Source organism: Pseudomonas sp. IT-93MI4, from assembly GCF_949767635.1.
Classification (GTDB): Bacteria; Pseudomonadota; Gammaproteobacteria; order Pseudomonadales; family Pseudomonadaceae; genus Aquipseudomonas; species Aquipseudomonas putida_A.
Window position 1 is genome coordinate 19,173 of record NZ_CATKPP010000057.1, and the last position, 26,210, is coordinate 45,382.

22 protein-coding genes, 2 tRNA genes and 1 pseudogene are annotated in these 26,210 nt (G+C 61.7%); 16 read left to right on the forward strand and 9 right to left on the reverse strand.

The genetic code is table 11. From position 1 onward, the window contains the following. The 4 genes from fabA to ACM6I7_RS24500 form a co-directional block, all read right to left on the reverse strand. Positions 1–516, reverse strand: a complete 516-nt coding sequence (gene fabA, locus ACM6I7_RS24485) for a 3-hydroxyacyl-[acyl-carrier-protein] dehydratase FabA (protein WP_003227150.1) — start codon at positions 514–516, stop codon at positions 1–3. 247 nt (positions 517–763) lie between these two features. Next, positions 764–2,668 carry a response regulator gene (locus tag ACM6I7_RS24490; protein ID WP_414889432.1) on the reverse strand — a complete coding sequence of 635 codons (1,905 nt, stop codon included), beginning with the start codon at positions 2,666–2,668 and terminating at the stop codon, positions 764–766. After that, complete coding sequence (locus ACM6I7_RS24495) at positions 2,665–3,597, reverse strand: ABC transporter substrate-binding protein (RefSeq protein WP_414889433.1); 933 nt, start codon at positions 3,595–3,597, stop codon at positions 2,665–2,667. The genes ACM6I7_RS24490 and ACM6I7_RS24495 overlap by 4 nt, the downstream gene beginning before the upstream one ends. A 1-nt stretch (position 3,598) precedes the next feature. Further along, on the reverse strand, positions 3,599–5,722 hold the full coding sequence (locus ACM6I7_RS24500) for a TonB-dependent receptor domain-containing protein (RefSeq protein ID WP_166497761.1): 2,124 nt from the start codon (positions 5,720–5,722) through the stop codon (positions 3,599–3,601). Positions 5,723–5,918: 196 nt separating this feature from the next. On the opposite strand from ACM6I7_RS24500, the gene ACM6I7_RS24505 reads away from it, so the two are divergent. The 9 genes from ACM6I7_RS24505 (at position 5,919) to ACM6I7_RS24545 (ending at position 13,859) form a co-directional block, all read left to right on the forward strand. Next, entirely contained in the window at positions 5,919–6,944 is a 1,026-nt protein-coding gene (locus ACM6I7_RS24505) for an NAD(P)H-dependent glycerol-3-phosphate dehydrogenase (protein WP_007968955.1), read from the forward strand. An 18-nt stretch (positions 6,945–6,962) separates the two neighbouring features. After that, on the forward strand, positions 6,963–7,310 hold the full coding sequence (locus ACM6I7_RS24510; protein ID WP_007968953.1) for a DUF4389 domain-containing protein: 348 nt from the start codon (positions 6,963–6,965) through the stop codon (positions 7,308–7,310). After that, positions 7,307–7,759: a phosphohistidine phosphatase SixA gene (sixA, locus tag ACM6I7_RS24515; protein ID WP_135296348.1), complete on the forward strand. Its 453-nt coding sequence runs from the start codon at positions 7,307–7,309 to the stop codon at positions 7,757–7,759. The genes ACM6I7_RS24510 and sixA overlap by 4 nt, the downstream gene beginning before the upstream one ends. Positions 7,760–7,920: 161 nt before the next feature. Further along, a complete protein-coding gene (locus ACM6I7_RS24520; protein WP_414889434.1) occupies positions 7,921–9,576 on the forward strand; it encodes an AMP-binding protein in 1,656 nt (551 codons plus the stop codon). Between the two features lie 31 nt (positions 9,577–9,607). Beyond that, complete coding sequence (locus ACM6I7_RS24525; protein WP_414889435.1) at positions 9,608–10,051, forward strand: hotdog fold thioesterase; 444 nt, start codon at positions 9,608–9,610, stop codon at positions 10,049–10,051. Between the two features lie 118 nt (positions 10,052–10,169). Beyond that, positions 10,170–10,976, forward strand: coding sequence for an alpha/beta fold hydrolase (locus ACM6I7_RS24530; protein ID WP_027612315.1), 807 nt, complete (start codon positions 10,170–10,172; stop codon positions 10,974–10,976). Next, positions 10,973–11,827: an alpha/beta hydrolase gene (locus tag ACM6I7_RS24535; RefSeq protein ID WP_095137174.1), complete on the forward strand. Its 855-nt coding sequence runs from the start codon at positions 10,973–10,975 to the stop codon at positions 11,825–11,827. Before ACM6I7_RS24530 ends, ACM6I7_RS24535 begins: the two co-directional genes overlap by 4 nt. A gap of 115 nt (positions 11,828–11,942) precedes the next feature. Further along, positions 11,943–12,749, forward strand: a complete 807-nt coding sequence (locus ACM6I7_RS24540) for a DUF4892 domain-containing protein (protein WP_096796782.1) — start codon at positions 11,943–11,945, stop codon at positions 12,747–12,749. 69 nt (positions 12,750–12,818) lie between these two features. Beyond that, positions 12,819–13,859 carry an AI-2E family transporter gene (locus ACM6I7_RS24545; RefSeq protein WP_027612318.1) on the forward strand — a complete coding sequence of 347 codons (1,041 nt, stop codon included), beginning with the start codon at positions 12,819–12,821 and terminating at the stop codon, positions 13,857–13,859. A gap of 659 nt (positions 13,860–14,518) precedes the next feature. Here ACM6I7_RS24545 and xopAW read toward each other — a convergent pair. The 3 genes from xopAW to ACM6I7_RS24560 all read right to left on the reverse strand — a co-directional run bounded on the left by xopAW (position 14,519) and on the right by ACM6I7_RS24560 (position 17,402). After that, the gene (xopAW, locus tag ACM6I7_RS24550) at positions 14,519–15,358 is read right to left on the reverse strand and encodes a XopAW family type III secretion system calcium-binding effector (RefSeq protein ID WP_414889436.1); all 840 of its coding nucleotides are present in this window, start codon (positions 15,356–15,358) and stop codon (positions 14,519–14,521) included. Between the two features lie 233 nt (positions 15,359–15,591). Next, positions 15,592–16,641 carry a sensor histidine kinase gene (locus ACM6I7_RS24555; protein ID WP_027612320.1) on the reverse strand — a complete coding sequence of 350 codons (1,050 nt, stop codon included), beginning with the start codon at positions 16,639–16,641 and terminating at the stop codon, positions 15,592–15,594. Then, positions 16,641–17,402 carry a response regulator gene (locus ACM6I7_RS24560; protein ID WP_371260451.1) on the reverse strand — a complete coding sequence of 254 codons (762 nt, stop codon included), beginning with the start codon at positions 17,400–17,402 and terminating at the stop codon, positions 16,641–16,643. The genes ACM6I7_RS24555 and ACM6I7_RS24560 overlap by 1 nt, the downstream gene beginning before the upstream one ends. A gap of 283 nt (positions 17,403–17,685) precedes the next feature. On the opposite strand from ACM6I7_RS24560, the gene pyrF reads away from it, so the two are divergent. Then, positions 17,686–18,384, forward strand: coding sequence for an orotidine-5'-phosphate decarboxylase (gene pyrF / locus ACM6I7_RS24565; protein ID WP_007968913.1), 699 nt, complete (start codon positions 17,686–17,688; stop codon positions 18,382–18,384). Positions 18,385–18,510: 126 nt separating this feature from the next. Here the strand turns inward: pyrF and ACM6I7_RS24570 are convergent, their stop codons facing one another. Then, the gene (locus tag ACM6I7_RS24570; RefSeq protein ID WP_027612322.1) at positions 18,511–19,515 is read right to left on the reverse strand and encodes an NADP-dependent oxidoreductase; all 1,005 of its coding nucleotides are present in this window, start codon (positions 19,513–19,515) and stop codon (positions 18,511–18,513) included. 239 nt (positions 19,516–19,754) lie between these two features. Here ACM6I7_RS24570 and ACM6I7_RS24575 point away from each other — a divergent pair, with 239 nt between their 5' ends. From ACM6I7_RS24575 to ACM6I7_RS24590, 4 genes and pseudogenes are all read left to right on the forward strand, one after another. Further along, on the forward strand, positions 19,755–20,516 hold the full coding sequence (locus ACM6I7_RS24575; protein WP_027612323.1) for an SDR family oxidoreductase: 762 nt from the start codon (positions 19,755–19,757) through the stop codon (positions 20,514–20,516). Between the two features lie 191 nt (positions 20,517–20,707). After that, positions 20,708–22,060 (forward strand): PLP-dependent aminotransferase family protein, encoded by a 1,353-nt coding sequence (locus ACM6I7_RS24580; protein ID WP_027612324.1) that lies wholly within the window; start codon positions 20,708–20,710, stop codon positions 22,058–22,060. A 1,113-nt stretch (positions 22,061–23,173) separates the two neighbouring features. After that, a pseudogene (locus tag ACM6I7_RS24585) lies at positions 23,174–23,227 on the forward strand (hypothetical protein); the annotation flags it as partial. Between the two features lie 204 nt (positions 23,228–23,431). Continuing rightward, positions 23,432–24,136 carry a methyl-accepting chemotaxis protein gene (locus tag ACM6I7_RS24590; protein WP_414889529.1) on the forward strand — a complete coding sequence of 235 codons (705 nt, stop codon included), beginning with the start codon at positions 23,432–23,434 and terminating at the stop codon, positions 24,134–24,136. A 742-nt stretch (positions 24,137–24,878) separates the two neighbouring features. Here the strand turns inward: ACM6I7_RS24590 and ACM6I7_RS24595 are convergent. Beyond that, positions 24,879–25,637 (reverse strand): hypothetical protein, encoded by a 759-nt coding sequence (locus tag ACM6I7_RS24595; RefSeq protein ID WP_171061878.1) that lies wholly within the window; start codon positions 25,635–25,637, stop codon positions 24,879–24,881. A 384-nt stretch (positions 25,638–26,021) separates the two neighbouring features. Between ACM6I7_RS24595 and ACM6I7_RS24600 the strand changes: the two genes are divergently transcribed. Together ACM6I7_RS24600 and ACM6I7_RS24605 are read left to right on the forward strand one after the other, a co-directional pair. Then, positions 26,022–26,097, forward strand: a tRNA-Glu gene (locus ACM6I7_RS24600). A 2-nt stretch (positions 26,098–26,099) separates the two neighbouring features. After that, positions 26,100–26,175, forward strand: a tRNA-Gly gene (locus ACM6I7_RS24605). The last annotated feature ends 35 nt before the right edge of the window (positions 26,176–26,210 follow it).

A 26,210-nucleotide genomic window follows, 5' to 3' on the forward strand; every position in this document is an offset into this window, starting at 1 on the left:
TTAGAAGTTGTCAGTGGAGGTGAACACGCCGACGCGAAGGCCTTCGGCGGTGTAGATTTCGCGACCGTCGACAGTCACCGAACCGTCGGCGATGGCCAGGTTCAGCTTGCCCTTGAGGACGCGTTTGATATGAATGTTGTAGGTGACTTTCTTGGCGGTCGGCAGGACCTGGCCGAAGAATTTCACTTCGCCCGAACCCAGCGCACGGCCACGGCCCGGCAGGCCTTGCCAGCCCAGGAAGAAGCCGACCAGTTGCCACATGGCGTCCAGACCCAGGCAGCCCGGCATCACCGGATCGCCCTCGAAGTGGCACGCGAAGAACCACAGGTCAGGGTTGATATCCAGCTCGGCGACCAATTCACCTTTGCCGTACTTGCCGCCTTCTTCGCTGATCAGGGTGATGCGATCCACCATCAGCATGTTCGGGGCGGGCAGTTGCGCGTTACCTGGGCCGAACAGCTCACCGCGACTGCAGCGCAGCAGGTCTTCCCGAGTAAAGGCGTTTTGTTTGGTCATGCGAGCTCCTCAATAATCCCATGCGGCAGGTGGGGCAAATCTTCCCGGCCGATCGACGCGTTCATGCCTCGTACCGGCAGCCTACTCATAGACTATTGCGTTGTGGTGAAAGTCACAGCACCAAGGACATGAATGTACACTTGTGCACTGAAATTTTTATTCAAGCCTCTTTTGAGGCTTGTTCGGGTGCCTAAGACTGCCGCACTTTCGCTTTTCACGCCAGTCGCAGATGGTCGAAAAACCGGCACTACTGCACCCAGCGCTGCAGAATCTGTTGTAGGTCATTGCGTTTGAACGGCTTCGCCAGGTAATCGTTCATGCCCGCCGACAGGCAGGTTTCACGGTCGCCCTGCAAGGCGTTGGCGGTCAGCGCGATGATCGGCACCTCGCCGCGTCCGGGCAGTTGGCGGATCTGCCGGGTCGCCTCGTAACCGTCGATGATCGGCAGGCGGCAGTCCATCAGAATCACTTCGAAATCATTGCCCTCGGCGCTGCGCACCGCTTGCGCGCCATCGGTAGCGACGCTGACAGTAAAGCCGAGGCTGCGCAGCATCGCTTCGATGACCGTCTGGTTGACCGGGTTGTCCTCCACCAGCAACACATTGCGCCCTTCACCATGCCCGTTGCCATTGGCCGCGCGCGGTGCAGCCAGTTGCGGCAACGTCTGCTTATATAAGGCCAGCGGGATTTCCAGAGTGAACACCGAGCCCAGGCCTTCTTCACTTTGCGCGCGCAACGTCCCGCCCATGCGTTCGGCCAGGGTGCGGGCGATCGGCAGGCCGAGGCCGGTGCCGCCATAGCGCCGGGAAATCGAACTGTCGGCCTGCTGAAAGGCGTTGAACATCAACTCCAGACTTTCCGGGGAGATGCCGATGCCGCTGTCGCGCACCGAACAGGTGAACCACAGCAGTTCGTGATCCAGCGACTGCCACTGCGCCTCGATGCTGACCCGGCCGCGCTCGGTGAACTTCAACGCGTTGCCCACCAGGTTGACCAGAATCTGCCGGATCCGCGTCGGGTCGCCCTGCACCTGCAAGTCGCGCATGTCCTCGGGGATCCGCAGGTTCAGGTCCAGGCCACGCTGCACCGCGCTGTGCTGGAACGACTGGGCGCAAGCGCCGATCAGGTCGGCGAGGTTGAACGGAATGTGCTCAAGCTCCAGCTCCGAGCGTTCGATCCGCGAGAAGTCGAGGATGTCATTGATGACCTTCAGCAGATGTTCGGTGGACTCCGAAGCAAGCGCCGCGTACTCGATCTGCTCCTCGGTCATGTCCGTGGTTTCCAGCAACTGCAACATGCCCAGCACACCGTTCATGGGGGTGCGCAGTTCGTGGCTCATCATCGCCAGAAAATCGGATTTGGCGTTGTTGGCCTTTTCCGCTTCCTCGCGGGTCTGGATCAGTTGCGCCATCGCCTGATGTTGTTCGCGACTGGCCTGTTCCAGTGCCTGGGCGAGGTTGTTGATGTGCTGCGACAGCGCGCCCAATTCAGTGTCGTCGACGATTGGCAGCGGGGTCTTGTAGTCGCCTTGCTGTATCGCCTTGACCGCGTTGCCGATATCGCGAATCGGCGCTGACAAACTGCCGGCCAGACGCCGCGCCAGAACAAAAGTGAAGAGCAGTGCAAACAACGCCAGAATCCCGGCCTTGAGCAGAATTTCCTGCTGGCGCTGACTGAAGGCATCGTTGGACAGACCGACGATCACCCGGCCCAGATAGTCCTCGCTGGTCACGTTATTACTGGCTTTGGCGTCGTGGAAAAAATCGCTGTTGAGGGCGATCCGTTGCAGGCGCACCGGGGCCTGAAACACCTCGACCTGATGCGGACGGTTGTGCGCGTCCGCGGCTTGCTCAACATAGGCGAGAATCCGGTTGGCGCTGTCCTGCACTTCCAGAAAGCGCACGTTCGGAGTCGCCAGGGTCGCTTTGAGCAGGCTTTCCAGCACTTCGTTGTTGCCGGAAATCACCCCGTACTCGGTGGCGGGCGCCAGTTGGTTGGCGATCAATTGCCCGGTGTGATTGAGCTCCTGACGTAGATCCTGAATCCGCACGAAGGTAAAGAAGCTGATCAGCAGCAGCGTGAGCAGCAGGGCCGGGCCGAGGCTGATCAATTGCGTGCGGGTGTTGATGTCCCAGCGGCGACGCAGATTCATGGGTGGCTTTCTCCTTCAGCCAACTGGCGGGCTACAGACGCTTCATCGATTGGCTCGATACCCAGGGAACGAGCGACCTGCACATTACTTGAGACCTTGAAACGATCGGGGTAGAGCGTGCGCGGCCACGTCGCCGGCGGGCGATCCAGCAACTGGTCGAGGATCGCCAGCCAGTCGGGCTGATCGCTGTAAGTGCTGGCGAGGCTGCCGGCCCGCACGAACGCAGCGTTCGGCCCGACCAGCGCCACTTGCCGGGAGTAACTGCTGAGCAGCAGGTTTTTCGCGGTTTTCGGGTTGTACAGATCGGGATCGTCGAGGCCCAGCAACACATCACTGTTTCTCAGCACGCTTTGCAATGGGCGACTGTCCTGGGTGTTGTCCCAACGCTGGCTGACGATTTGCAGATTCAGCGGCGCTGCGGCCTGGTGCAGCTCCTTGAGCAGGAATTCGCTGTGCTGGTCGAACAGCACGCCGACCCGCCGCACCTGCGGCAGAATCCGCCGAATCAGTTGCAGTTGCCGCCCCAGCGGTGGATCGCTCCATAGCAGACTCAAGTGCGGCGGTTGTGCACCACTCAGGCGTTGCCGCGCTTGCAATCGGCTGATGCGCAACACCAGCGTCGCCGGGCCTTGGGGCTCCTGCAGGCGCCAGTCGAGGCTGGGCAGATCGAGCAGAATCATCCGCAAATTGCTCGGCAACTTGCCCGGTGCCGGCAGGCTGGCCAGCGGCTGGAAGCGCACGTTGTCGGTGGGACGCAGCTCGCTCAGGGCCTGGACGAAGGCCTGCACCCCAGGGCTTTCTTCGGCGCCGGTCAACAGAATGTCTGCGGCTTGCACCGCCACGCCGTGCAGCCACGCGGTCAAAAACAGACAGACGCCCGCCAGCCAGTGGCCGAGGGTTGGCGTCTTGTTTGGCGTGGCGTAGCGCACCCTAGAACTCCAGCTCGGCGCTGAAGTACAGCACCCGGCGTTCGTCGTAATTGTTGTCGACGAAAGTGGTCGGTTCATTGTCGAGCCGCTGCTGCAGCACGCCGGCCAGTTGCAGTTGGGCCTTGCCCAGCGGGATGCGTTTGGCGATGCGCGTGTCGACCCGTTCGAAGCGGTAGCCGTTGAGCGCGTTGTCGCCGTAATAGAACAGGGCGCTGTTCCAGCCGTGGCCCCAGTCGCGCAGCCAACCGGCAGAACCGCTGTTGCGCGCAGTGAATTGCTGATCCAGCGGGTTGCTCGCCTCGGCGTCGACGAAGGCGTAGGTGAAGCGCAGGCGATCGATCATGCTCAGGCGCCAGTCGAGCTGGGTTTCGGTGCCGCGAAAGCGCGAGCTGTTGGCGTTGCTGGCGATGTACTGGTTGTTACGCAGCGGCTCGCTGATCATCCCGGTGATTTCGTCGTAGAACAGCTTCACGTCCACGGCCAGGCCCAGCTCGGCGAAATAGCCGTTGTAGCCCAACTCGCGCGAGCGCATGTGTTCCTGATCGAGATTGCCCGGGCCACGGGTCTTGACGAAGTAGCGCGCCGAAGACTGGCCATAGGCGGACGGCCGCAGGTTGCTCACCTGATAGCTCCAGTTGACGTTGTTCTCGAACATGTCCGGCGAACGGATCGCCTCCGAGTACACCGCGCGCAGGCCATGGCGTGGGTTGATCAGGTAGTTGACGGCGAAGCGGGGCGTCAGCGAATTGCCGATCAGTCGGGTGTCTTCGAACATGGCGCCGCCCTGCAGCAGCCAGTGTTCACTGGCGCGCCACTCCAGTTGGCCGAACGCGCGCCAGGTGGTGTCGTCCAGCGTGCCGTTGAAGTAGGTCTCGGAGTCGGCCCGGTCGTAACGATAGTTCAGGCCACTGACCAGCCGCAGACTGTCGGACAGGCTGAGGGTGTCCTGCAATTCGAGGTCGTAGCGCGACTCGCGGGCGCTTTGGTCGATGTCGCCGCACAGGGTCTGGCTGGCACCGTTGCGCCATTGATCCAGCACTTGATTGGCGAGGGCCATCTCCTGCGGGGTGCCGGCTTCCGGACCGGGGCCGGTGAAGCGGGTGATGTTGCGTGCCAGCCGTTCGGTGTAGTTCGGGTTGAGCTGCCACAGTTGGGTCAGTTGCGGGCTGAACGACACTTCGGCATCACAGGCGCGCCACACCTGCTGGCGATCCCAGTGTTGGGCCGAGCCCTGTATATAAAGGCTGTGTTCGGGGTTGATGTCGAGATTCCAGCGCACCGAGCCGGCGTAATCCTTGGCGACCACGTCGGAATTGTTCCCGGCAGCGGTAATCCCCGAGAACACTGGGCGGTAGGTGTAGGGCCGCTGGTTGCTGCCGTCCTTCGCGTTGATCTGCCAGTCGAGGCTCTGGTTGTCGCTCAGGGTCTGGCTGACGGCGAGGCTGAAGCGGTTCAAGCGGCGGCTGTCGCGATAATCGGCGCCCGTGCGGTCGCTGTCGAAGCCATCGTCTTCCTGGCCGGACAGCGACAGGCGCAGGTCACCGCCATTCCAGCCGGTGCCCTGGCTGGCATAGAAATCGTTGATGCCGCGTTGGCCACGGGTGTACTTCAGGCGCGTGCCGTGGCTGTCCGCCGGGTTGCGGGTGATGATGTTGACCACCGCCATCAGCGCGTTGGCGCCGTAGCTGACGGTGTTCGGCCCACGGAAAACCTCGATCCGTTCGATGTCTTCCATGGCCACCGGAATATCACTCCAGTCCACCGTGGCCAGGCCTGCGCGGTACACCGAGCGGCCATCGATCAGCACCTGCATGCGCCGCGCTTCGCTGGCGTTGGTTCCGTGATAATTGACCGCAGCCTGATTGCCGTTGATGTTGCCGACCATCATCCCCGGCACCAGCCGCAGCAACTCGCTGATATCTCGCGCACCGCTGGCGTTGATCAGCTCACTGTCGAGCACGGTCATGCTCCCCGGCACTTCCGCCGGCGTCTGTTTCAGGCGCGTAGCCGTCAGCACCTGCGGCAGCGTTTCGCTGTCGACAAACAGATCGTCCGCCTGCAACACCGGGCTGAACAGCAGCGCCAGCAGCAGTGACGAACGCGAGGGGGGAGAGCCAAAAGACACGGCACGGCCTTGATCGCAAAGAATTGGCGCGCATGTTAACCGAGGACAGTGACTTTTCCAGTCACGATGCGGGCATTTTCCTCGGCTTTATTGGTCTTCTTCCTACAAGTGTCGGTAATTGACGCAGGGGCTGGCCGCGCTCCGGTCGCCCCGTATAATGCCGGCATCGCCACTGGTATGGATTAACGGATTGCATATGACTGAACAGCGCCCGATTGCGGTCCTGGGAGGCGGAAGTTTTGGTACCGCCGTGGCCAACCTTTTGGCCGAGAACGGCCATCAAGTCCGGCAGTGGATGCGTGACCCCGAGCAGGCCGAGGCCATCCGGGTCAACCGCGAGAATCCGCGTTACCTCAAAGGCATCAAGATTCTGCCGGGAGTGACTGCGGTCACTGATCTGCAGGCCACCCTCGACGCCTGCGAGCTGTGCTTCGTCGCACTGCCCTCGAGCGCATTGCGCACGGTGCTGGCCGCCCACGCCGAGCGCCTGAGCGGCAAAATGCTGGTCAGCCTGACCAAGGGCATCGAAGCGCACACCTTCAAACTGATGAGCCAGATCCTCGAAGAGATCGCCCCGCAGGCGCGTATTGGCGTGCTGTCCGGGCCGAATCTGGCGCGGGAGATCGCCGAGCATGCGTTGACCGCCACCGTGGTCGCCAGCGAAGACGAAGAATTGTGCAAACAGGTGCAGGCTGCGCTGCATGGTCGCACCTTCCGCGTTTACGCCAGCGCTGACCGTTTCGGCGTCGAGCTGGGCGGGGCGCTGAAAAACGTTTACGCGATCATCGCCGGCATGGCGGTGGCGCTGGAGATGGGCGAGAACACCAAAAGCATGCTGATCACCCGTGCGTTGGCCGAGATGACGCGCTTTGCGGTGAATCAGGGCGCCAACCCGATGACCTTCCTCGGTCTGGCCGGGGTCGGTGATCTGATCGTCACCTGCTCGTCGCCGAAGAGCCGCAACTATCAGGTCGGGTTTGCCCTCGGTCAGGGCTTGAGCCTTGATGAAGCGGTGTCGCGTCTGGGCGAAGTCGCCGAAGGCGTGAACACCCTGAAGGTGCTCAAGGCCAAGTCCCAAGAGGTTGGCGTGTACATGCCGCTGGTCGCCGGGTTGCACGCGATTCTGTTTGAGGGACGCACGCTGGAGCAGGTGATCGGTCTACTGATGCGTGCCGAACCGAAAACCGACGTCGACTTTATTTCCACCAGCGGTTTCAACTGATTCAACAGGAAGCGAGCCATGAACGATCCGAAAACCGAAGCCAAGTACGAATCCATTCTCCTGCGGGTGCTGTGGATGATCGTCTACGTGCTGGTCTGGCAAGTGGCGCAGTTCATCCTCGGCGCCGTCGTGCTGGTGCAACTGATCTATCGTTTGATTTACGGCGCGCCGAGCGCCAGCCTGATGAATTTCGGCGACAGCCTGAGCCAGTTCCTGGCGCAGATCGGCCGCTTCGGCAGCTTTCACAGCGACCAGAAACCCTGGCCGTTTGCCGACTGGCCAACCCCGCGTGCCCCGGAAGGCGAAGCACCGCACGCCGTGCCGCCAGCGCCGCATCCGGCCCGTGATGAGGAACCCAAGCTATGAAACTCTGGGTGTTGCGTCACGGCGAGGCGGTGCCTTACGGCTCGTGCCCCGATTCCGAGCGGGCGTTGACCGAGCAGGGTCGCAAAGAGGCCTTGAACAGTGCAGCCCGATTGATCGGTCAGCCACTGACGGCGATCTATGCCAGCCCTTATCTGCGTGCGCAACAGACCGCGCAGATTGTCCGCGAGGCGCTGGGCTTCGAGCCGGAGATTCGTACCGTCGAATGGCTGACCCCGGAGACCGATCCGGACAAGGTCACCGATCAACTGGTGTCGGTGAGCAATGTGCTGCTGGTCAGCCATAACCCGCTGGTGGGCAATCTGCTGAGCTATCTGCAGCATGGCGCCGGGTATCCGCCGGAGAAGGTCGGTACGGCGGGGTTGGCCGAGCTGGAAAGTCCTGAACTGCTGATCGGCTCGATGACCCTCAACAGCCTCAAGCATCCTTAACAGCAAAAGATCGCAGCCTGCGGCAGCTCCTACAGAGACCTGTGTAGGAGCTGCCGCAGGCTGCGATCTTTTGATCTTGTTTCTTTTGGTAAAAAATCCAACCAAGCACTTGCTTGGTTGACTACGCTTGCTCCAGACCCAAAAAAACAGGAGCGAGTCGCATGTCTGCCGCCTTCCGTTTGCCGCTGGACGTGTTCTACGAGCGTGAGGCCCGGCACCCGCGCCAGCGTTTTCTGGTGCAGCCCATCGGCGGCGGGCAGGTCGAGACCCTGACCTGGGCCGACGTCGGTCATCAAGCGCGTTGTGCCGCGCACTGGCTGCGCGCCCGTGAATTACCGCAGGGCAGCCATATCGCGCTGATCTCGAAAAACTGCGCGCACTGGATCATTGCCGATCTGGCGATCTGGATGGCCGGGCACGTCTCGGTGCCGCTGTATCCCAACCTCACCGCCGACTCGGTGAATCAGGTGCTGACGCATTCGGAAAGTGTGCTGGCGTTCATTGGCAAACTCGATGACTGGCCGGGCATGTCCGTCGGTGTGCCGGCGGATTTGCCGACCATCAGCCTGCCGCTGCACCCGCCCGGCGAGTTCGATTTCAGTTGGGATGACCTGCAAAAAAGCTCGCCGATCCAGGACGATCCGCGTCCTGCGGCGGAGCAACTGGCAACCATCATCTACACCTCCGGCACCACCGGGTTGCCCAAAGGCGTGATGCACAGTTTTGCCAATCTGGGGTTCGCCACGACTCGCGGCACGCAACTGTTCGGGCTTAACGAGCAAGACCGGCTGCTGTCGTACCTGCCGCTGTGCCATGTCGCCGAACGCATGTTCGTTGAGCTGGCCTCGATCTACACCGGGCAAACGGTGTTCTTTGCCGAAAGCCTCGACACTTTCATCACCGATCTGCGCCGGGCGCGGCCCACGGCGATGTTTGGCGTGCCGCGGATCTGGACCAAATTTCAGATGGGCGTGTACGGCAAGATCCCGGCCAAGCGCCTGGATTTCCTGCTTGGCCTGCCATTCATTGGCAAGCGAGTCGGGCACAAGGTGTTGGCGGGGCTGGGGCTGGATGCCTTGCGCGTGGCGCTGTCCGGTGCGGCACCGGTGCCGCAGACCTTGCTCAGTTGGTATCAGAAACTCGGCCTCGATGTGCTGGAGGTGTATGGCATGACCGAGAGTTGCGGCTATTCGCACATCTGCCTGCCGGGTCAGTACAAGCAAGGCTGGATCGGCAAGCCGTGCCCGGAGGTCGAGGTGCGCATCGACGAGTCCGGTGAGGTGCTGGTGCGCAGTCAGGCGAACATGCTTGGCTATTTCAAGGAGCCGCAGAAAACCGCCGAGACCCTCACCGAGGACGGCTTCCTGCGTACCGGCGACAAGGGTGAGCAGGATGCCGAGGGACGCTTGCGCCTGACCGGCCGGCTCAAGGAAATCTTCAAGACCAGCAAAGGCAAATATGTGGCCCCGGCCCCGATTGAAAACCGGCTGGCGGTGCACTCACGGATCGAACAGGTCTGTGTGGTCGGCGATGGCCTGAGTGCGCCGCTGGGCTTGTGCGTACTGTCGACGGTCAATCAGGAGGAGGGGCGGGCCAGCCTGCATTCGAGCCTGGAAAAACTGCTGGAAGAGGTCAACGCCGTGCTCGACAAGCACGAACGCCTGCGCCGGCTGGTGGTGGTCAAGGACAGTTGGGCGGTGGAAAACGGTTTTCTCACGCCGACCTTGAAGATCAAGCGCAACGTCATTGAAGACACCTACGGCGCGCGGTTTGAAGAATGGAGCGCGCGCAGCGAGGCGGTGCTGTGGCAGGATTGAGTGACCACCAAAACAACAAAGGAAGCCTGCGATGAGCTTGTGGCGCACCACTCCGAACATCGAGCAGTTGAACGCAATCCAGAAAAACACCATCGGCGAAGTGCTGGATATCCGTTTCGAGTCCTTCGACGAGGAATCGCTGACGGCGAGCATGGTCATCGACCACCGCACCCACCAGCCTTACGGTCTGCTGCACGGCGGCGCCTCGGTGGTGCTGGCGGAAACCGTCGGTTCGATGGCCAGTTATCTGTGCATCGATGCCAGCAAGTTCTACTGCGTGGGGCTGGAGATCAATGCCAACCATTTGCGCGGTTTGCGCAGCGGGCGCGTGACCGCGGTGGCCAAACCGATTCACATCGGCCGCACCACGCATGTCTGGGATATCCGCCTGACCAGTGACGAGGGCAAGGCCAGTTGTGTGTCGCGTTTGACCATGGCGGTGGTGCCATTGGGCGAGCAGCCGTCGGCGCGTTGAGGTCAGATGCGCCATCGCCATGACCGGACTGTCATCATTCCTGGCAGTTACGGTCATTGCTCAGGGCCGCGCTCTTGCGGACAATCAGCGGCATGTTTCCGCTCATGGATAAACCTGCATGTCGCAACCGATCTTTTTCGCCCACGCCAACGGGTTTCCCTCGGGCACCTATGGCAAGTTGTTCGCGGCGCTGGCGCCCGAGTATCGGGTCGCGCATCTGGAACAGCATGCCCATGACCCGCGTTTCCCGGCGGACGACAACTGGTACAACCTGGTCGACGAACTGATCCACCATCTGCAGCAACAGGATCAGCCGGTGTGGGGCGTCGGCCATTCGTTTGGCGGTGTGTTGCACCTGCACGCGGCGTTGCGTTGCCCTGAGCTGTATCGCGGCGTGGTCATGCTCGACTCGCCGGTGCTGACTCGCACAGACCAGTGGGTGATCCGCGCGGCCAAGCGCTTCGGCTTCATCGACAAACTGACCCCGGCCGGACGTACGTTGGGGCGGCGCGAAGAGTTCGCCGATCTCGACACGGCGCGCAGCTATTTTGCCGGCAAGACCCTGTTTCGCGGTTTCGATCCGGAATGCTTCGATGCCTACCTGCAGCACGGGCTGCATACGGTTGGCGACAAGCTGCGTCTGCGCTTTGATCCGGCCACTGAAATCAGCATCTATCGCGGCGTGCCGCACACCAGTCCCGGTCGCACTCGTCAGCTGAAAGTGCCTCTGGCGGTGGTGCGTGGCCACAAGAGCCGCGTGGTCATGCGTCATCACAGCCGATTCGTCGGGCGCCTGCCGCAGGGTGAAGCACTGAGCATGCCGGGCGGGCACATGTTTCCGCTGGAACGTCCGCAAGACACGGCGCGCCTGCTCAAAGAACTGTTTACGCGCTGGGAGCGCCGCCAACAGAAGGACTGCGCATGAGCCCGACTTTCGAAGAAGTGCGCTTGAGCCTGCCGCATATCGAACTGGCGGCGCACTTGTTCGGCCCCGAGGACGGTCTGCCGGTGATTGCCCTGCATGGCTGGCTCGACAACGCCAACAGCTTTGCGCGCCTGGCACCCAAGCTCAAGGGCCTGCGCATTATTGCGCTGGACATGGCCGGGCACGGGCATTCCGGGCATCGACCCAACGGCGCCGGTTATGCGCTGTGGGACTACGCCCACGATGTGCTGCAGGTTGCCGAGCAACTGGGCTGGAAGCGCTTCGGCCTGCTCGGGCATTCGATGGGCGCCATCGTTTCGCTGGTGCTGGCCGGTTCGTTGCCGGAGCGCGTCAGCCACCTGGCGTTGATCGACGGGGTGATTCCTCCTACGGACAAAGGCGAAAACGCTGCCGAGCGCATGGGCATGGCTCTGCAGGCGCAGCTGGATCTGCGTGAGAAGCGCAAACCGGTCTACAACACCCTCGACCGCGCCATCGAAGCGCGGATGAAGGGTTTGGTAGCGGTCAGTCGTGAAGCCGCCGAACTGCTGGCGCAACGCGGTCTGATGCCGGTACCTGGTGGTTATACCTGGCGCACCGACAATCGTCTGACCCTGCCGTCACCGCTGCGCCTGACTCAGGAGCAGGCGATGGCCTTCGTCCAGCGCATCACGTGTCCGGCGCAACTGGTGGTCGCCGCCGACGGCATGCTGGCCAAACATCCGGAGTTGCTGGAGCGGCTACCCTTTAGCCAGGAACAGCTGGCGGGCGGGCATCATTTGCACCTGAACGATGAGTCCGGTGCCGACCTTGTCGCAGACTGTTTCAATCGCTTCTTCGCCATTCCTTGACTTGCACCGGGCAACTGTCGAGGCTGGGCGGGTTGAAATGGGAGACAAACACGATGGATTTCTATACCGCTGCGCCCCCGACCCGCCAAGCCATGCCGATCCGATGAGCCTGACTATGCGGTCACTCAGTCTGTTGGCGCTGTGCTGTTTCAGTTCCGTTTCGTTCGCCGCCGACGTGCCCGGCAGCCAGGATTTGCAGATCGTGCCGCGTCTGGCCGATGCGCAGATCGTCGACTATCGCCCTCCTGTGGAGCTTGAGCGGATCTATCCGCTGGGCTCGATCCGCAAGATCAGCGGCCAGCTGCGCTTTGACGGCCAGGTCACGGCGCGCGGCCAGACCACTTCGGTCACCTACGAGTTGCCGCCTGAGCATTCCGCCACCGAAGCCTTCACCGCCGCCCGTGAAGCCTTGCAAAAGCAGGACGCCGAGTTGCTGTTCTGGTGCCAGGCCCGTGATTGTGGCGAAAGCAGCCTGTGGGCCAATGAAGTGTTCGGTAACGCCAAGCTGTACGGCGCCGACGAGCAACAGGCCTATCTACTGTTGCGTCTGGCCGCACCGAAGGACAACACCCTGGTGGCGCTCTACAGCATCACCCGCGGCAATCGCAAAGCCTATCTGCATGTCGAACAGTTCGAAGCGGGCGCACCGTTGGGCGAGCTGCTGCCGACCTCGGCCACGCTGTTGCGACAGCTCAAAAGTACCGGTGAACTGGACTTTCCCAAGCTGACCGGCGATCCGGATGACACCTGGTTACGACTGATTTCCCGTGGCTTGAACCTCGACACCACCCAACGCGTGACGATTGCCGGACCCAAGGCCGAGGCCTGGCGTCAGGCGCTGATCGGTCAGGGGGTGCGGGCGGCACGGATGGAGGCGGGGAGCGCCGACGGCTCTGGCCTGCGCATCGATCTGTTGCGGTAAGCTGCATCGGGCGTGCACGCGCGGCGTGTTCGCCTACTCTTTGACCGACTGACTTCTTCGAGACTGTACATGCTCAATAACGATCGGCTGTTGGTGCAAATCCTCCTGCTGGTGCTGTTCGGTGCCAGCCTGTGGGTGATGGCGCCGTTCTGGTCGGCGCTGTTCTGGGGCGCGGTGCTGGCGTTCGCCAGTTGGCCGCTGATGCGTCTGCTGACCCGCTGGCTCAATGGCCGCGAATCACTTGCCGCGGCCATTTTGACCCTGGGCTGGATGTTGCTGGTGGCGGCGCCGCTGGTGTGGCTCGGGTTCAACCTGGCCGATCACGTGCGCGATGCCACGGCGTTCATCAAGGATGTGCAGGTCGATGGTCTGCCGGAGGCGCCGGTCTGGCTCGGCAGCGTGCCATTGGTGGGCGAGCGGCTGGTGGGGATCTGGAACAGCATTGATCAGCAGGGCGCAGCGCTGATGGTGTCGATCAAACCGTATCTGGGGCAGGTCGGGAACTGGCTGCTGGCGCGCAGTGCGCAGATCGGCGGCGGGATTCTCGAGCTGACCCTGAGCATTGTCTTCGTGTTCTTTTTCTATCGCGACGGGCCGCGCTTGGCGGCATTTGTGCACGGTCTGCTGCAGCGCCTGATTGGTGAGCGTGCCGGGTATTACATCGAGCTGGTGGCCGGCACCGTGCAGCGGGTGGTCAACGGGGTGATCGGTACGGCGGCGGCGCAGGCGGTTCTGGCGTTGGTCGGGTTCCTGATTGCCGGGGTTCCGGGGGCGCTGGTGCTGGGGATCGTGACCTTTCTGTTGAGTCTGATTCCGATGGGGCCACCGTTGGTGTGGATTCCGGCCACGGCCTGGCTGGCCTGGAAAGGTGAATACGGGATGGCGGTGTTTCTCGGGATCTGGGGGACGTTCATCATCAGTGGCGTGGATAACGTGTTGAAGCCCTATCTGATCAGCCGCGGGGGGAATCTGCCGTTGGTGATTGTGTTGCTTGGGGTGTTTGGCGGGTTGATTGCGTTTGGGTTTATCGGGTTGTTTATCGGGCCTACGTTGTTGGCGGTGGCCTATAGTTTGTTGACGGATTGGAGTAAGAGTCAGGCTCGGGTTTAGGTTTTGGCTTGGCGGCCTTTGGGCCGACCAGGTTCCTGGGGGTTTGGGTGAATATCCGTTTTTTTGGGTGTTGCGGCTGGCGGTTTCGCCCTTACGGCGAGTCACTTTTGCAGACGCCCAAAAGTAACCAAAACGCTGGGCCCCGGCGTACGGCCCTCGCTTAGGCTCGGGTTCCTTCGTTACGGTGTTCATCCGGGGGCATCGCCTCCGGTTTGCTTCGCTGCACCTCCTCTCGATGTGTTCGACTGCGTCGAACGGTCGCTACGCTCCCACCCCCGGATAAACCCCTCCACTCAGCCTGCCGAAGGGGCCGGCACGGCAAGATCAAGAGCTTTCGGCGAGCTGACACTCGACCATTTGAGTGGTGAAGAGCGAGGCGGTGCACTATCTCGCTCTTCTGGAGGAGTGAGCCTGCTCGCCATGGCGGCCTTATAGCCGGCCAATTTCCAACTGAATAAACCCATTCCCACTGTGGGAGCGGGCTTGCTCGCGAAGGCGGCCTTATAGCCAAACAATCTCCAACTGAATGCACTCCATCCAACTGTAGGAGCCAGCCTGCTGGCGATGAGGCCTTCTCAACCAACTACTCTCTTCCCGCTGTACCCAAATGACCGTTCCCACACCGCTGCATGGAAACGATCACCCATCACCCCATCAACTCAAGTCGCCACATTCAGGTATTTGCCCACCGGCGCAGCATTGTCCAGCGAGTACTGTTTGCTCAAGTTGGCAATCATCCGGTTCAGCGCTTCGCTGGTGGTCTGGGTACTGGTGGTCTGTTCTTCGGGCGGGCGTTCCCGACCTGCCTGTAGCGCCGCTTTCAGTTCGTCGCTGCTCACGCCGCCACTGCTGTCGCTGTCCAGTACCTTGAGCAATGCAGCGCTGGTATCAGTGCTAATCGGCGAGGCGCTGTCGCTGCTTTGCAACGCGCTGCTCAGTTCGGTCTCGCTGATGCTGCCGTCACCATCGGCATCCAGTTGGCTGAACAGTTCGTCGCTGGAGGCTTGTTGCGGCGGTGGTGGCGGTGGTGGGGTGAGGCTGGCGGTGAGTTCGTCCTGGCTGACGGTGCCGTCCTTGTTCTTGTCCAGGGCCGAGAATATTTGGTTGCTGTCGGCGCTGCTGCCGGCGCTGGTGAGGCCGTTGCGCCTGATGGCGCCGTCGCCATCGGCGTCGAGGGCGCTGATCAGGGCGTCGGCGAGGTCGGTGTTCGGTGCTTGATCCTGAGGTGGCGGCGGAGGCGCCATCGCGGTCATTTCTTCGGCGCTGAGGCTGCCGCTGGCGTCGCTGTCCAGATCGCCGAATTGCTTGCTCAGGTTGACCAGCAGGCCATCGTCGGATTTTTGCGACAGAGCACTTTTCAGTTCGTCCTGATCCACCGCGCCGTCGCCGTTGCTGTCGAGTTTGGCGAACAGTTCCTTTTGCAATTGCTGGCTGCGGGCGTTCTGGGTGGTGCTGCTGGTGCTGGTATAGCTCGTGTAGTTGCTGACGCTACCGATCATGGGCTCACTCCTTGGACTGTAAAACCGGTGGGTGTACCGGCTTGTGCAGACTCAAGGGGCAAGATGTCCTGGGTGTTTTGGCTTTGTACCGAGTGGTACACAGTGGCGGGAATACCAAAAATCCTCTGTGGGAGCGGGCTTGCTCGCGAAGGCGGCCAATCATTCAACACAGAAGTCGACTGACACACCGCTTTCGCGAGCAAGCCCGCTCCCACGGTGGATAGGTGTGTTTCTTAAGTGCGCGGCAGGCGGATGATTGCGGTCAGGCCGCCGCCCGGGGTTTCTTCCAGATTCAATTGTCCACCCAAACGCTGCGCTGCCTCGCGGGCGATGGTCATGCCCAGGCCTACGCCGCCGGAGTTGCGGTTGCGCGAGCCTTCCAGGCGAAAGAACGGTTCGAACACCGCCTCGCGTTTGTCTTCGGCAATGCCCGGGCCGTGGTCGATCACGCGGATCAGCAGTTGCTCGCGTTGATCCTGCAGTTCGATGCGTGCCTGTCCGGCGTAGCGCAGGGCGTTGTCCATCAGGTTGTTGATGCACGAGCGCAGCGCCATCGGCTGCACCTGCAGCGGTGCGCAATGGCCGCTGACGTCAACGTCGGCGCCCTGATCCTGAGCGTTCTCGCACAACGATTCGACCAGCGCCTGCACGTCCATCAACTGCAGCGCTTCGCTGGTGCGCTGTTCGTGCAGGTAGGTGAGGGTAGCGTCGAGCATACCGATCATGTCGTTGAGGTCCTGGCGCATCTGACCTTGCAGTTTTTCGTCGTCGATCTGTTCCAGGCGCAGCTTCAACCGCGACAGCGGAGTGCGCAGGTCGTGGGAGACGGCGCCGAGCATGCGTGCTCGCTGCTGCACCTGTTCACGAATGCGTTGTTGCATCAGGTTGAAGGTGTGCGCCGCCTGTCGTGCCTCACGCGGGCCGGACTCGTCCAGCGGCGGGCTGTCGAGGTTTTCGCTGAGGCGTTCGGCGGCATCGCTCAGGCGCTGGATCGGCCGGCTGAGCAGTTTGGCGCCGTACCACGCAGCGATCATCAGCGAGATGAACTGGAAGGTCAGCGGCACCAACGGCCCGCCGAACCAGGGGCGCGGCGGGCGATGGGCGAAACGTGGATCCGGCGGTGGCCGTTGGCCGTCGACGCCCTCGGCAAACTCCGGCGGGGGCGGCGGTGGGGGTGGCCCATAGTGATGAAACCAGGCAAAGGCCAGCAGGTGCGCGAGGACGATCGCCACGAACAGCATGCCAAACAGGCGGCCGAACAGCGTGTCGAAGCGCGCTCGCATCAGCCGATGTCTCGCGCGTCGAACAGGTAACCTTCACCGCGCACGGTTTTGATCAACTGCGGGGCTTTCGGGTCGTCGCCGAGTTTTTGCCGCAGGCGCGACACCAGCAAATCGATGCTGCGGTCGAACGCCTCGATCGAGCGGCCACGGGCGGCATCCAGCAGTTGTTCGCGGCTGAGTACGCGGCGCGGGCGTTCGATGAAGACCCAGAGCAGGCGGAATTCGGCGTTGGACAGCGGCACTACCAGGCCATCGTCGGCGATCAACTGCCGCAGCACACTGTTCAGGCGCCAGTTGTCGAAGCGGATGTTGGCGCGCTGTTCCGTGCGGTCATCGCGCACACGGCGCAGGATAGTCTGAATCCGCGCCACCAGTTCCCGTGGTTCGAACGGTTTGGCCATGTAGTCGTCGGCGCCCAGTTCCAGGCCGATGATGCGGTCGGTGGGTTCGCAGCGGGCGGTGAGCATCAGGATCGGGATGTCCGATTCGGCGCGCAGCCAGCGGCACAGCGACAGGCCGTCTTCGCCGGGCAGCATCAGGTCGAGCACCACCACGTCGAAATGCTCGGCCTGCATCGCCTGACGCATGGCCGCGCCGTCGGTGACGCCGCTGGCGTGGATGTTGAAACGCGCGAGGTAGTCGATCATCAGCTCGCGGATCGGCACATCGTCATCGACGATCAGCGCACGGATGCTCCAGCGCTTGTCGTCTTTCTGCTCATCAGTCACGGTGGTCTGGGTGTTGTGCATGGGGCTGTTCATCTGCCAGTAGGCCGCCAACCACAAAGATGGGCTGCGAGGTGGTGGTTTCAGCATAGGCGTCCTGCCGTGAGGCGGGAAGTGCTGATGTAAGGACGTGTTGCGGCTGGCGAGGCTAGCGCGGGCGCTTGTTGGCGGCGTGTCGGTTGTGTATCGGGTTCGACACAATAGCCGCGAGCGCTATGCTGATCACGTTTGCGGCGACGATTTACCGATCATCGGGTGCCGCGCTGGCGCCGCTTCCGCTACAATGCGCGCCGATTTCGACTTGCCTGAGAGCCCATCCATGTCCGCCTGCCAGACTCCTATCATCGTCGCCCTGGATTTCCCCACCCGTGACGCCGCACTGAAGCTGGCCGACCAGTTGGACCCGAAACTGTGCCGGGTCAAAGTGGGCAAGGAACTGTTCACCAGTTGCGCCGCGGAAATCGTCGGCACCTTGCGTGACAAAGGCTTCGAGGTGTTCCTCGACCTGAAATTCCACGACATTCCCAACACCACCGCGATGGCCGTGAAAGCCGCGGCCGAGATGGGCGTGTGGATGGTCAACGTGCATTGCTCCGGTGGCCTGCGCATGATGGCGGCCTGCCGTGAAGAGCTTTCCAAGCGCAGCGGCCCGCAACCGCTGCTGATCGGTGTGACCGTGCTGACCAGCATGGAGCGCGAGGATCTGGCCGGTATCGGTCTGGATATCGAACCGCAGGAGCAAGTGCTGCGTCTGGCTGCGCTGGCCGAGAAGGCCGGGATGGACGGTCTGGTGTGCTCGGCGCTGGAAGCCACCGCACTGAAGTCGGCGCACCCGTCGCTGCAACTGGTGACCCCGGGGATTCGCCCGGCGGGCAGTGCGCAAGATGACCAGCGCCGTATCCTGACCCCGCGTCAGGCGCTGGATGCCGGTTCCGATTATCTGGTGATCGGCCGTCCGATCAGTCAGGCGGCGGATCCGGCCAAGGCACTGGCGTCGGTCGTGGCCGAAATCGCCTAAGCAACACCGAAGATCCAAATGTGGGAGCGAGCCTGCTCGCGAATAGGGCGTGTCAGTCGAATTCCTTGCCGACTGATCCACCGCTTTCGCGAGCAGGCTCGCTCCCACATTGGTTTCTGAGTGGTCTTAGATTTTCAGCACCAACTTGCCGAAATTCTCCCCGCTGAACAATTTCATCAGCGTCTCCGGAAAGGTCTCCAGACCTTCAACGATGTCTTCCTTGCTCTTGAGCTGCCCCTTGGCCATCCAGCCGGCCATTTCCTGCGCGGCACCGGCGTACTGCGCGGCATAGTCCATCACCACAAAGCCTTCCATGCGCGCACGGTTTACCAGCAGCGACAGATAGTTGGCCGGGCCTTTGACCGCTTCCTTGTTGTTGTACTGGCTGATGGCGCCGCAGATCACCACCCGGGCTTTCGGCGCCAGACGGCTGAGCACAGCGTCGAGGATCTCGCCGCCGACGTTATCGAAATACACATCAACGCCTTTCGGGCACTCACGCTTGAGTCCGGCCAGCACGTCTTCGTGCTTGTAATCGATGGCGCCGTCGAAGCCCAGCTCATCGATCAGGTATTTGCACTTGTCGGCACCACCGGCGATGCCGACGACCCGGCAGCCTTTGATCTTGGCGATCTGTCCGGCAATGCTGCCCACTGCCCCGGCAGCTCCGGACAACACCACCGTGTCGCCGGCCTTCGGTGCGCCGACGTCGAGCAGGGCGAAGTAAGCGGTCATGCCGGTCATGCCAAGGGCGGACAGATACACCGGCAGCGGCGCCAGTTTCGGATCGACCTTGTAGAAACCTCTGGGCTCGCCAAGGAAATAATCCTGCACGCCGAGGGCGCCGTTGACGTAGTCGCCGACGGCAAAGCCCGGGTTGTTCGAAGCGATGACCTGGCCCACGCCCAAGGCGCGCATGACTTCACCGATTTCTACCGGCGGGATATAGGACTTGCCCTCGTTCATCCAGCCGCGCATGGCCGGGTCGAGGGACAGGTATTGGTTTTTCACCAGTATCTGACCAGCGCCCGGTTCGCCGACTGGGACTTCCTGGTAGGTGAAGGTCTCACGGGTCGCAGCCCCCACCGGGCGTTTGGCGAGGAGGAACTGGCGATTGGTCTGACTGGTCATGGCAGGCACTCGAACTGAATGAAGCCTTGTTGATAGACCCTCGAGGCCAATGCTGCAAGGTCGGCTGATGTGGCGAATGCGCAATGATCCAGTGCAGTGATAGTGGCCCACAGGCTTTTATCACTGCGACGGATGAAGGCATAAACAGCCTTCTGATAGTGCTGACTCGGGACGGGCCCCGGTGACTATGCTGCGAGTCTGCAAATCCCTCCTGCATCTCTCCCTTCGAGGACATAACAATGAGCATGACGTTTTCCGGCCAAGTGGTCGTAGTCACCGGAGCGGCCAACGGTATCGGCCGGGCGACCGCCCAGGCGTTCGCCGCCGAAGGTTTGAAAGTGGTGGTGGCCGACCTGGACACGGCAGGGGGCGAAGGCACCGTGGCGCTGATTCGTACAGCCGGCGGCGAAGCGACCTTCGTGCGCTGCAACGTTACCGTCGAAAGCGAAGTTAAGAATCTGATGGACGAGGTGATCAATACCTACGGTCGTCTGGACTATGCCTTCAACAATGCCGGGATCGAAATCGAGCAAGGCAAGTTGGCCGACGGCTCGATGGACGAGTTCGACGCGATCATGGGCGTCAACGTCAAAGGTGTGTGGTTGTGCATGAAGTACCAGTTGCCGTTGTTGCTCGCTCAGGGCGGCGGGGCGATCGTCAACACCGCGTCGGTGGCGGGGCTTGGTGCGGCGCCGAAGATGAGCATTTATGCGGCGTCGAAACACGCGGTGATCGGCCTGACCAAGTCGGCGGCGATCGAATACGCGAAGAAGAAAATCCGCGTCAACGCGGTGTGCCCGGCGGTGATCGACACCGACATGTTCCGTCGCGCTTATGAGGCTGACCCGAAGAAAGGCGAATTTGCCAACGCGATGCACCCAGTGGGGCGTATCGGCAAGGTCGAGGAAATCGCCAGCGCCGTGCTGTATCTGTGCAGCGATGGCGCGGCGTTTACCACCGGTCATTCCTTGGCCGTGGATGGCGGCGTCACGGCTTTCTGACGCCGAGTGGCAAGACTCTGGAACCCGCCTCAGTGCGGGTTTTCCTGTTGCTGGGCGCCAGTTCCGTTAAACCGGTAAACAATGTGTATCAAACGGTTAGAACGGCTGCTTTTGACGGCGTTGTCGCACAGCCTGAGCGACGCGGCTGTGATTTACTGCCGCCAGCAAAATGGACAGGAGTTTGCGTGCTCATGGAATTGAGAATTGACCGACAGGCAATGGTGCCGGTCGTACAGCAGATTGTTGATGGCATGACTGAGTGGATCTCGCGAAGCGGTGTGGCGCCGAGCACGCGCTTGCCCTCCGTCAGGCAGATTGCGCGCTCCAATCTGCTGAGTCAGTCGTGTGTGGCCGAAGCCTGCGAACGGCTGGTGGCGCAAGGCGTTCTGGCCCCGCGTCAGGGCGCCGGGTTCATGGTGGCCGCGCAGGGCCGTGGGGTGATCGGGATTGACTGCGGGCAGGCACACAGCGGGTTGAAACTCGGCGAGGGAGGCTTGCCGCAGAGCTGGCGTGAATCCGACGACCTGAGTTATGCGATCCGTCAGGTGGCCCGTACCGACATGGCGAGTCTGTTCAATTACAGCAGCCCGCTGGGGCTGCCGGCGTTACGCGAGCAGATCGTCAAACGCCTCAGGCTGATCGGCGTCGAGGCTCTGGATGAACAGGTGCTGACGACCTCCGGTGCGAGCCAGGCGCTTGATCTGCTCGCGCGCACATTGTTGAAGGCCGGTGACTGCGTTGTCGTCGAAACCCCGGGCTATGCGCCGCTGTTCGAGCTGTTGCGCCTGTACGGCGTGCAGTTGCTGGAAGTGCGCCGCACGCCGAGCGGGCCGGATCCCCAGGCGCTGGAAGCACTGTTGCGGCAGTTCCGGCCGGTCGCGATGTTCATCAACAGTCACCACCACAATCCCACCGGCTCTTGCCTGACACTTGGCGTTGCCCAACAGATCCTGCGGTTGTGTAACGCTCACGATGTGCGAGTGATCGAGGACGATGTCTACGCCGACCTGCACAATGGCAATGGCACACGCCTGGCGGCACTCGATGAGCGAGTGATCTATGTCGGCAGCTTTTCCAAGACACTGAGCAGCTCGCTGCGCGTCGGGTTTGTGTACGCCGAGCCAGCGCTGATAGCGCGGCTGGGGCGAATCAAGATGATCAGTAGCATGGGCGCTTCGAGTTTCAATGAGGCAGTGCTGACCAGTCTTCTGGCCAATGGCGCCTATCGCAAAATGGTCCAGCGCCAGCGTCAACGGTTGAATACCGATCGGGTCGCCGCGTTGCAGGCGCTGGAAGACGCCGACTGGGAGGTCTTCGGTAAGCCGTGTGGCGGCCTGTTCATCTGGGCCCGTGCCCCTCTGGGCGATACTGGCCGCTTGCACAGTCAGGCGCAGTGCAATGGTGTCAGCCTTTGCGACCCGGGGGCCTTCAGTCCGAGTGGCGAACCCAGTGAGTGGCAGCGGATCAACGTGGCCTATGCCTGTGATCCGAGGGCCCGGCAGTTTTTTCGCAGTACCGGTGTGAATCGACCTCAAGCGTTCTGAAAACGACGCGTGCGTAGCTTTTTGCCATTATTCCGTCGCCAGAGACTTGTGCTGCTCCATGGCCGTTGCGAATCTTCGGTAACAGACTTTGGCAGGGGGCTTCGCGCAATGATTTCCGCCGTGCAAGGACGTTTTGCCAACCTCGGTATGGCGAAGAAACTGGGTATCGGGTTCGTGCTGGTGCTGCTGTTGACTGCGCTGGTGGCTGCCATTGGTGTCTGGTCCCTGCAGACCATCAGTCAGCGCTTCGATGGGCTGAAGCAGATGTCGTCGCTCAACAGTGCACTGCTCAAGGTGCGGCTGCTGGAGCAGGACTATGCGCTGCACAGCAATCCGAAAACCGTCGATGCCTTGCACGAAGGCGTAGACGGTTTGCTGGCCCAGGCCGCGCAACTCAAGGCGCAGTCCCCGGCCAACGTGGCGGTGATGAGCGATGTCGAACAGGCACTGGGCGCTTATCGCAAGGCTTTCGATGAGTTTGTCTCGCTGACCCAGGCCAAGGATCTGGCGCTGGAAATGGCCAGTTGGTCGGTGTCCAGCGTGGCCAACAACCTGGACGTGCTGCAAGCCGGGCTGGCCGATGATGGCGCGTATACCTTGAAGGACAGCGAGGGCAAGGACGGCGCACAGTTCATCGAACAGGCCAGCCAGGTCAGCCAGGTGTCGCGGCTGATGTTGCAGGCGATGAACGAGGCGCGGGTTCGTCTGGATCAGAGCCGCAAGTGCGATGCCGAGAGTGCCGGCAAGGGCAATATCGAGCAGGCCGCCCAGGCGCAGGCTCAGGCCGAGCAGTTGAAGACCACGGTCAAGGATGAGGGCTATCTGACGGTACTCAATGAAGTGTCCGGGCACATCGCCGGATTCAACGACAAACTGGCCGAGTACACCGGCCTGCTGGCCCAGGAAAAAACCGTCTACGAACAGTTGCACCAGCGTGCGGCGCAGGTGATGGAGCGCGTGGATCAGGCGTATGGCGCCGAGGACGGCGCGATGCAGGCGGAATTGAAGAAAAACTCGGTGTTGATCATCGGTTCTTCGGCGCTGGCATTGCTGGTCGGGCTGATTGCCGCGTGGGTCATCACCCGGTTGATTGTCGCGCCGTTGCGCAGTGTGATGCGGGTGGCGCAACAGATTGCGGCGGGGGATTTGAGTGCGAGGGTGGAGGTCACCCGGCGTGATGAGATCGGGCAACTGATGCTGGCAATGCAGCAGATGGGCACTGGGCTGAGCACGATCGTCAGCGGTTTGCAGGCGGGCATCGAGCAGTTGGCCAGTTCCGCGCAATCGCTGTCGGCGGTAACCGAGCAGACCAACCTTGAGGTCAACAGCCAGAAGGAAGAGACCGAGCAAGTGGCCACGGCCATGAACCAGATGACCGCCACCGTGCATGATGTGGCACGTAACGCCGAGGAGGCCGCGCTGGCCGCACAAACGGCGGATGCCAAGGTCGAGAGCGGGCAGCAGGTGGTGCGCCAGAGCATGGTGCGGATCGAGCAACTGGCGGATTCGGCGACATCAGCCAGTTCGAGCATCGAAAGCCTCAGTGCGCAGATCCAGAACATCGGTACGGTGCTGGATGTGATCAAGAGCGTTGCCGAGCAGACCAATCTGCTGGCGCTCAACGCCGCGATCGAGGCGGCGCGGGCCGGGGAACAGGGCAGGGGCTTTGCGGTGGTGGCTGATGAGGTTCGCGCGTTGGCGCGGCGTACACAACAATCCACCGAGGAGATCGAGCGTCTGGTCAGTGCGTTGCGTTCGGCGGCGCATTCGTCGGTGCAGCAGATTCAGAGCAGTGGTGACTTGGTGAAGCTGGCGGTCAGTGATGCGCTGCAGACCGAGAGTGCGCTGGGCAGTATTGCGGCGGCGGTTTCGTTGATTCAGCAGATGAATCAGCAGATTGCGGCGGCGGCCGAGGAGCAGAGTTCGGTGGCTGAGGAGATCAATCGCAGTGTGACGAGTATTCGTGCGAGTGCGGATCAGTCTTCGATGGCGATGCGGGGGAATGCGGTTTCGAGTGTTGAGCTGGCGCGGTTGGGAGGGGAGCTCAAGGGGATGGTTGGGCATTTTCGGCTTTGACTTGGCGGCCTCTGGGCCGACCAGGTTCTGGGGGTTTTGGGTGAATATCCGTTGCTTCGGGGGCTGCGGCTGGCGGTTTCGCTCTTACAGCGACTCCCTTTGGCAAACGCCCCAAAGGAAGCAAAGGTCTTTGGCCCCAACGTACGGCCCTCGCCGTGGCTCGGGTTCCTTCGCTGCGGGATTCATCCGGGCGCATCGCCTCCGGTTTGCTTCGCTGCACCTCCTCTCGATGTGTTTGGCTGCGCCAAACGGTCGCTGCGCTCCCACCCCCGGATGAACCCCTCCACTCAGCCTGCCGAAGGGGCCGGCACGGCAAGATCAAGAGCTTTCGGCGAGCTGACACTCGGCCATTTGAGTGGTGAAAAGCATGGGGGCTGTCTGGACTGCTTTGCTTTTCTGTAGGAATGAGCCTGCTCGCGAAGGCGGCCTGACAGCCGACCAGTTTTCTAACTCACTCACCCTATCCCACTGTGGGAGCTGGCTTGCCAGCGATGGCGGCCTGACAGCCGACCAGTCTCCAACTGAGCGCCCCCATTCCAACTGTGGGAGCTGGCTTGCCAGCGATGGCGGCCTGACAGCCGACCAATCTCCAACTGAATAAACTCATGCCCACTGTGGGAGCGGGCTTGCTCGCGAAGGCGGCCTTACTGCCAACCAATCTCTAACTGAATGTTCGCAATGGCAGTCAGCCCACCCCCCACAAAAAAGCCACCTCTCGGTGGCTTCTCTTAACTCTCGACCATCAGTCGTAAATCACTTTCTTCTTCCAGTCCGCATCGGCTTCGACTTCTTTGAGGCCTTCGGTCAACTGGTTCACTTCGCCTTCAACCGGGGCAATCTTGTCCATGACCTGGGCATTGGCGCGGGCCAGGAGTTTTTCCAGGTATTGCAGTTGTTCCGAGTACATCTGCGGGTCTTGCTGTTTGCGCAGGTATTGCACGCCGCGTTCGAAGGCGAGGCGGGCCTGGCCGGGTTGGTTTTGTTGCAGGGATTGTTGGCCGAGGTTGTTGAAGAATTCGATGTGCAGCAGGACCAGGATGTGGCGGACTTCCTTGATCCAGTGTTTGGCTTCGTTCGGTGGCAGGAAGCCGTCATGGGCGGCGCGGGTGATCTGGCCGTGCAAGGCTTCGAGCAGGAAGCGGACGTCCTTGGCTTTGGCTTCGGTCAGGATCGGTGCCGGCGGGTTGTTGACCGGGATCGATTCGCCTTGGGCCACCAGTGCGCTGAGTTCGGTGATCCGTGCCTTGGTCGTGGCGCTGGTTTTTTCCAGGTTCAGCAGGCGCTGGCAGACGTTCAGCTCCAGACGGGTCAGCAGCAGCTTGAGTGCCGGGGTCATGAACTGGCCGGGGAAGGTTTCGGTCAGCTCGCCGCAGCGGCGCAGGCGGTCGTTGAGTTCGACTTTGGTGCGGGCCTTCTCCAGTTTGTTGTTTTCCACCACATGGTTCATGTAGCCAATGGCGATCAGAATTGCGATCCCGGCTATGACTAGCAGGGTGATCATGAGTGGTGTCACCGGTAAGACCTCTTTATAGGGTTCGCATGCGAGTGTAGTGGCTGGACATTCAGGCGCCCAGCGCCGCTCGACGAGTTGATTCAGCAGCTTCTGTCTATATCGGCTGCACACTGCTTATATGAATGCTGGCGCAAGGTGCGCAGATTGCCATCATTGTGTTGCGGACTATAACGCCTTGGCGGGTGGCGGAATATAGGCGTCAATCGTCGGGCGACGGAAAAGCCCGAATGCTCCCGTAAAGCAGGTCGAAGTCATTGATTTAAATAAATTTATATTCGGGGGTTGACGACCTCTCAAACCATCCATAGAATGCGCGCCACTTGCAGCGTAAAGCACACAGCGAAACGCGGCAGGGAGTGAATGTTGTAGCGTGTCCCCTTCGTCTAGTGGCCTAGGACACCGCCCTTTCACGGCGGTAACAGGGGTTCGAGTCCCCTAGGGGACGCCAATGCGGGAATAGCTCAGTTGGTAGAGCACGACCTTGCCAAGGTCGGGGTCGCGAGTTCGAGTCTCGTTTCCCGCTCCAATTTTAAACAGCACTGCTCTAGGGCGGGGCTGAGT

What these genes read in the sequence shown, in the direction of transcription:
- fabA (WP_003227150.1), bottom strand. Translation starts at nt 516, where the DNA reads ATGACCAAACAAAACGCCTTTACTCGGGAAGACCTGCTGCGCTGCAGT.
- ACM6I7_RS24490 (WP_414889432.1), bottom strand. Translation starts at nt 2,668, where the DNA reads ATGAATCTGCGTCGCCGCTGGGACATCAACACCCGCACGCAATTGATC.
- ACM6I7_RS24505 (WP_007968955.1), top strand. Translation starts at nt 5,919, where the DNA reads ATGACTGAACAGCGCCCGATTGCGGTCCTGGGAGGCGGAAGTTTTGGT.
- ACM6I7_RS24510 (WP_007968953.1), top strand. Translation starts at nt 6,963, where the DNA reads ATGAACGATCCGAAAACCGAAGCCAAGTACGAATCCATTCTCCTGCGG.
- sixA (WP_135296348.1), top strand. Translation starts at nt 7,307, where the DNA reads ATGAAACTCTGGGTGTTGCGTCACGGCGAGGCGGTGCCTTACGGCTCG.
- ACM6I7_RS24520 (WP_414889434.1), top strand. Translation starts at nt 7,921, where the DNA reads ATGTCTGCCGCCTTCCGTTTGCCGCTGGACGTGTTCTACGAGCGTGAG.
- ACM6I7_RS24525 (WP_414889435.1), top strand. Translation starts at nt 9,608, where the DNA reads ATGAGCTTGTGGCGCACCACTCCGAACATCGAGCAGTTGAACGCAATC.
- ACM6I7_RS24530 (WP_027612315.1), top strand. Translation starts at nt 10,170, where the DNA reads ATGTCGCAACCGATCTTTTTCGCCCACGCCAACGGGTTTCCCTCGGGC.
- ACM6I7_RS24535 (WP_095137174.1), top strand. Translation starts at nt 10,973, where the DNA reads ATGAGCCCGACTTTCGAAGAAGTGCGCTTGAGCCTGCCGCATATCGAA.
- ACM6I7_RS24540 (WP_096796782.1), top strand. Translation starts at nt 11,943, where the DNA reads ATGCGGTCACTCAGTCTGTTGGCGCTGTGCTGTTTCAGTTCCGTTTCG.
- ACM6I7_RS24545 (WP_027612318.1), top strand. Translation starts at nt 12,819, where the DNA reads ATGCTCAATAACGATCGGCTGTTGGTGCAAATCCTCCTGCTGGTGCTG.
- xopAW (WP_414889436.1), bottom strand. Translation starts at nt 15,358, where the DNA reads ATGATCGGTAGCGTCAGCAACTACACGAGCTATACCAGCACCAGCAGC.
- ACM6I7_RS24555 (WP_027612320.1), bottom strand. Translation starts at nt 16,641, where the DNA reads ATGCGAGCGCGCTTCGACACGCTGTTCGGCCGCCTGTTTGGCATGCTG.
- ACM6I7_RS24560 (WP_371260451.1), bottom strand. Translation starts at nt 17,402, where the DNA reads ATGAACAGCCCCATGCACAACACCCAGACCACCGTGACTGATGAGCAG.
- pyrF (WP_007968913.1), top strand. Translation starts at nt 17,686, where the DNA reads ATGTCCGCCTGCCAGACTCCTATCATCGTCGCCCTGGATTTCCCCACC.
- ACM6I7_RS24570 (WP_027612322.1), bottom strand. Translation starts at nt 19,515, where the DNA reads ATGACCAGTCAGACCAATCGCCAGTTCCTCCTCGCCAAACGCCCGGTG.
- ACM6I7_RS24575 (WP_027612323.1), top strand. Translation starts at nt 19,755, where the DNA reads ATGAGCATGACGTTTTCCGGCCAAGTGGTCGTAGTCACCGGAGCGGCC.
- ACM6I7_RS24580 (WP_027612324.1), top strand. Translation starts at nt 20,708, where the DNA reads ATGGAATTGAGAATTGACCGACAGGCAATGGTGCCGGTCGTACAGCAG.
- ACM6I7_RS24590 (WP_414889529.1), top strand. Translation starts at nt 23,432, where the DNA reads ATGACCGCCACCGTGCATGATGTGGCACGTAACGCCGAGGAGGCCGCG.
- ACM6I7_RS24595 (WP_171061878.1), bottom strand. Translation starts at nt 25,637, where the DNA reads ATGATCACCCTGCTAGTCATAGCCGGGATCGCAATTCTGATCGCCATT.